We start from the raw sequence: 5,568 nt of genomic DNA on the forward strand, positions 1-5,568 counted from the left end.
CGTGTGGCTTGTTGCGTTCAAACTTGGCCTTTGCCATGGGTATTTCCTCTTTTTTGGGATCAACTGCTTAGCTCATATAGATATGATTGCATAAGACAGACTTGACCACTTTAAGATAATTGTTAAAAGGTCACACATACTAATGTGCAGATATTATAAGAAAATCACAACCAATAACAAGTCTTTTAACAAGTTATTGGTGTATTCTTCAATGACAATGTAAAGATAACTATGACATTATCATCATTAATGGGGCTTTACTTATTCGTCATCATCTTTAGAGTTGAACTTAGAGATGATTTCAGTAGCAACTGATTTTGGAATTTCAGCGTATTTTTGGAATTCCATTGAATAAGTTGCACGGCCTTGTGACATAGAGCGCATTTGTGTGGCATAACCAAACATTTCCGCTAATGGTACTTCAGCACGAATCTGCTTAGTACCACCAGGTAGATCTTCCATACCCTGTACCAAACCACGACGACGGTTAAGATCGCCCATGATGTCACCCATATAGTCTTCAGGTGTTTCAACTTCTACTTTCATCACTGGCTCAAGTAGTGCTGGGTCAGCTGCCATGAAACCTTTTCTAAAGGCCATAGAACCTGCCATTTTGAACGACAATTCATCAGAATCGACATCATGATAAGAACCATCATACAAAGTCGCTTTAACACCAACTACTGGGTAACCAGCAAGTACGCCATTTTTCATGCGTTCTTGGATACCTTTGTCAACAGCACCGTGGAATTCTTTCGGTACAGTACCACCAACAACTTCTTCAGCGAATTCGTATTCAGTTTCACCAGCTGGATCAAGCGGCTCAAGACGTAACCAAACGTGACCAAACTTACCACGACCACCAGTCTGACGTACAAATTTGCCTTCTTGTTCAACCGTGTTACGAATCGTCTCACGATAAGCAACCTGCGGCGCACCGATATTTGCTTCAACATTGAACTCACGCTTCATACGATCAACGAGAATCTCTAGATGTAGCTCACCCATACCGCTAATGATCGTCTGACCAGACTCTTCGTCAGTGTGTACACGGAACGATGGATCTTCTTTTGCCAAACGGCCAAGAGCGATAGACATTTTTTCTTGGTCAGCTTTGGTCTTAGGCTCAACAGCTAGAGAGATAACTGGATCTGGGAATTCCATACGCTCAAGAGTGATTACATTGTCTTCATCACATAGCGTATCACCAGTAGTCACATCTTTCATACCAACTAGCGCTGCGATATCACCAGTACGAATCTCTGGAAGCTCTTGCTGAGAATCTGCCATCATCTGTACGATACGGCCAACACGCTCACGCTTCATCTTAACTGGGTTATAAACACTGCTACCCTGCTTCATTACACCAGAATAAACACGTACGAAGGTTAAGTTACCAACGAACTTATCATTCATGATTTTGAATGCTAGTGCTGAGAAAGGTGCGTCATCTGATGCTTCACGAGAACCTTCGGTTTCGTCTTTGTCATCAAGAATACCTTTAATAGCAGGTACATCAATTGGTGCAGGTAGATATTGAATAACAGCATCTAACATCTTCTGTACACCTTTGTTCTTAAAGGCAGTACCACAAAGAAGCGGGATGATTGAGTTATCAATCGTTAACTGACGAATAGCAGTGTTGATCTGTTCTACAGACAACTCACCGTTTTCAAGATACTCATTCATGAGTTCTTCATTCGCTTCAGCTGCATTTTCTACTAAAAGCTCACGGTATTCGGCAGCTTTGTCTTGTAGTTCAGTTGGAATTTCGCGTTCTTCGTATTGCATACCTTGAGATGCTTCATCCCAATAGATAGCTTTCATGCTTACTAAGTCAACAACGCCTTCAAAATCGTCTTCTTTACCAATTGGAATAACCAATGGCACAGGGTTGCCACCCAAACGAGTTTTGATCTGGTCAATAACACGGTAGAAGTCAGCACCAACGCGATCCATTTTGTTTACGAATGCAAGACGTGGGACTTTATATTTGTTCGCCTGACGCCAAACGGTTTCAGACTGTGGCTGAACGCCGCCTACTGCACAGTAAACCATGCAAGCGCCATCAAGAACACGCATAGAACGTTCAACTTCGATCGTGAAGTCAACGTGACCTGGGGTGTCAATGATATTGATACGGTGTTCGTCGAACTGTTTCGCCATACCTGACCAAAAACAAGTCGTTGCTGCTGAGGTGATAGTAATACCACGCTCTTGTTCTTGCTCCATCCAGTCCATGGTAGCTGCGCCATCATGTACTTCGCCAATTTTGTGGCTAACACCGGTATAGAATAAAACACGTTCAGTAGTGGTTGTCTTACCAGCATCGATATGCGCTGAGATACCAATATTGCGATAGCGTTTTAGGGGAGTTTTACGAGCCATAGTTTTTTCCTAGGAAAAGTCGTGTATATAATAATGTGTTGTGTCACTACCTCATACTCTATGACAAAGCGGTCAGCTTCATGACAAAGCAATCAACTTCGTAATATTACTTACTGATTATTAAGCCTAATGTGGACAAAAAAAGAGCAAATACTAAGAATAGTGTGGCATCAAATTTGGGATGCTCCCTATCTAAACAGTATTGATAGAAAAGCATCTAGATAGATGTCTGCCATCCCAATTATGAATAGTATGATCTATCTATAACTGGATACATGGTGGCAGCAATCAATAGAATAAATAACAGTATAAGATTGATTGACATCAGCCAACCAATCTAAAGTTACTATCAAACAGTTGCTTAGAAACGATAGTGAGAGAATGCTTTGTTAGCGTCTGCCATACGGTGAACTTCGTCACGTTTTTTCATAGCGGCACCTTTGCCGTCAGCAGCATCGTTCAATTCACCAGCTAAACGCAAAGCCATTGATTTTTCAGAACGCTTAGCAGCAGCTTCAGCTATCCAACGCATAGCCAAGGCAGTACGACGGGAGGGACGTACTTCCATTGGCACTTGGTAGGTTGCACCACCAACGCGGCGAGCTTTTACTTCTACCATTGGGCGTACATTTTCTAAAACGTCTTCGAAGAAAGAAACTGGATCTTCAACTTTACGTTTTTCGCTTACTGTTTCAAGTGCACCGTAAACGATACGCTCAGCAGTAGATTTTTTACCATCACTCATTACATGGTTGATGAATTTTGCAACAGTTTGGCTACCAAACTTAGGATCCGGTAGGATCTCACGGGCAGCAACGACGCGACGTCTTGGCATAATAAATTTCCTTGTCTTCAGGAGTGTCTGACATTCACAATCTCGCACCAATTATTTATTAGGTGGCGTTATATCGAGTTTGTCAGTCAGCCTTACTGCATGGCGGTATGTTGTAACAGAAAATAAATAATTTGATAATCCTGCTAACACCTGACCCATGCACAGTTAATGTTTGGTACAAAAAAGCTTATCTAATAACATTTAGTTATTAAACTTTAGGCTTCTTAGCACCGTATTTAGAGCGACCTTGCTTACGGTCTTTTACGCCTGCGCAATCTAATGCACCACGAACAGTGTGATAACGTACACCTGGTAGATCTTTTACACGACCACCACGGATAAGAACAACACTGTGCTCTTGTAAGTTATGACCTTCGCCGCCGATATAGCTTGATACTTCATAGCCTGAAGTCAAACGTACACGACATACTTTACGCATGGCTGAGTTAGGTTTTTTAGGAGTGGTAGTATATACACGAGTACATACGCCACGACGTTGTGGGCACGCTTCCAACGCAGGAACTTTTGACTTTTCCTTGATGGTTTTGCGACCTTTACGAATCAATTGGTTAGTTGTTGCCATGAGGCATCCTTCTCCCGTTTGGTATAAAACAAAAAAATGGGCAAATACACCATCTATCTGACATTAACGACAGATTTTCGGAGTACCCATTTTTAGGACAGTATATTATAAAGAGTTGTTGCTGCTATTTCAACCACTTATGAGTGATTGTACTTTACAACATTTAATAGATATGCATTCAGCCTACTTCCATACCACATTATCTATGTTTGGTCAGCAATTAGGTAAAAAAACAGATCATTAAATATGCCATAAAAATAGTGAAAGACATGATTAGAATAAGATAAATACAAAGACAATCTAATATCAGTAGGCATTAAATGGCGATATTGTCTTATTTTTCAAGAGAATAAAATAATATCACCAAATTAAGAATAAGTGAGTCAAGCAAGCACTTAGTTATTCTATTTTTTTTCACTTGTATTTTGACCAGTATCTTTTGCTTGCGCACTATCTTCTTCTATTTGAGTATCATCATCGTTGACACTTTCGCTATCGATATTATCTACATCTTTTTTCTCATCGCTATTAGCAGTTTTATCTACTTTTTCTTCACTGCTACTATCATCCGTAATCGCACGATTAGCAAGTTTCGCTTCTGGTGCAAAAGTTGCTTGCGCTACGCCAATGACTTCATCAATTAACTGGCTATTATAGTGCATACCAATAGCCACTGCTGTGACGGGTAAGAATCGGCGTATCCATGATAAGTTGATTTGATCTAAATCGATACCAATCTGACTGGCGATATTATCAACTTGCTGAGCGTAAAAATTCACATTTTTGTGTTTTAGACCTAGGTTTTTTAGCTCACTGTGTAAACCACCACTCTGCGCATTGTCCAGCAAGCCTTTACCAATACCGAGACCCGCAAGTAACGCTTGTTTTTCTTGCATTTTTCTCAAGTCGGCATTTGATAACAGCTCATAAGCCATTTTGATGCCTTGGCTACCAGTTAGTGGTTTATTGTAAACAGCCGCCAACTGATAAACCGTACGTAATGACACTAATAATAGCCACAACGTATCAGCGAGCAAACCTGGAAGACCTGCTAGACCGGTAAAGCCGCCTATCGTAGCGAGTGCTCGGTTTTGGTTAGCAATATCCGTAGCTAACGCATAACGTTCTTCGTCATCCAAACTTTCAATGTTGGCAAAACGATGTTCATCAGGCAAATCAACCTGACTCCAGCTAGAGGCAAGTTTTGCCACTTGGGCGAAAGCGCCATCAACAGTTGATTGAAAAAAACTATTCGGTACCACTTTTTTGGCATACTTACCATAAGTCGCAAAGCGTGGTCCTAATAGTTGCTGCGTAGCCTTCAAGGTTTGCTCACGAAACAAGTCTTGTTGATAGTCCTCGTCACCCAAGTTGACTGCTTTGTATTGACGCGGTTTGCTTGTCTTAGCGTTGACACCGTCAATGATTGCACCCATGCGTTCTAAGTTATTGCGAGTCAAAGAGCCAACGGTTTTAATGCTTTTAGAAAGAATACTACGCTTTGCCATCGTGATGTCCTTAATGTGGTGATTGGTTTTATAATAGGTTTATATTTATAATCGATACGCTATCTTATCGAATGACTCTATGCAGTGTCAGTGCGAACAATGTTATCGCCATTACAAACTTTGTATCCAAAAGTATAACTGAATCGACTATTGATGCTATGTTAAAGTTTATTCTGTCAGTCATATTCAAGCATAGCCTTATATAGTCAGCTCAAAATAAAATTGTTATGGTTAGGGCAAACATCATAAAACAA

4 protein-coding genes are annotated in these 5,568 nt (G+C 40.8%); all 4 read right to left on the reverse strand.

What is annotated here, in order from left to right; translation table 11 throughout:
* Positions 1–261: 261 nt before the first annotated feature.
* Complete coding sequence (gene fusA, locus EI164_RS14310) at positions 262–2,388, reverse strand: elongation factor G (protein WP_192520599.1); 2,127 nt, start codon at positions 2,386–2,388, stop codon at positions 262–264.
* Positions 2,389–2,749: 361 nt separating this feature from the next.
* Positions 2,750–3,223, reverse strand: a complete 474-nt coding sequence (gene rpsG / locus EI164_RS14315) for a 30S ribosomal protein S7 (protein WP_192520600.1) — start codon at positions 3,221–3,223, stop codon at positions 2,750–2,752.
* Between the two features lie 208 nt (positions 3,224–3,431).
* Positions 3,432–3,806, reverse strand: a complete 375-nt coding sequence (gene rpsL / locus EI164_RS14320; protein WP_011281154.1) for a 30S ribosomal protein S12 — start codon at positions 3,804–3,806, stop codon at positions 3,432–3,434.
* A 404-nt stretch (positions 3,807–4,210) separates the two neighbouring features.
* Positions 4,211–5,314, reverse strand: a complete 1,104-nt coding sequence (locus EI164_RS14325) for an EcsC family protein (protein WP_192520601.1) — start codon at positions 5,312–5,314, stop codon at positions 4,211–4,213.
* Positions 5,315–5,568: the final 254 nt, after the last annotated feature.

The organism is Psychrobacter sp. FME13, assembly GCF_014861395.1.
Classification (GTDB): Bacteria; Pseudomonadota; Gammaproteobacteria; order Pseudomonadales; family Moraxellaceae; genus Psychrobacter.

What these genes read in the sequence shown, in the direction of transcription:
- rpsL (WP_011281154.1), bottom strand. Translation starts at nt 3,806, where the DNA reads ATGGCAACAACTAACCAATTGATTCGTAAAGGTCGCAAAACCATCAAG.
- EI164_RS14325 (WP_192520601.1), bottom strand. Translation starts at nt 5,314, where the DNA reads ATGGCAAAGCGTAGTATTCTTTCTAAAAGCATTAAAACCGTTGGCTCT.
- rpsG (WP_192520600.1), bottom strand. Translation starts at nt 3,223, where the DNA reads ATGCCAAGACGTCGCGTCGTTGCTGCCCGTGAGATCCTACCGGATCCT.
- fusA (WP_192520599.1), bottom strand. Translation starts at nt 2,388, where the DNA reads ATGGCTCGTAAAACTCCCCTAAAACGCTATCGCAATATTGGTATCTCA.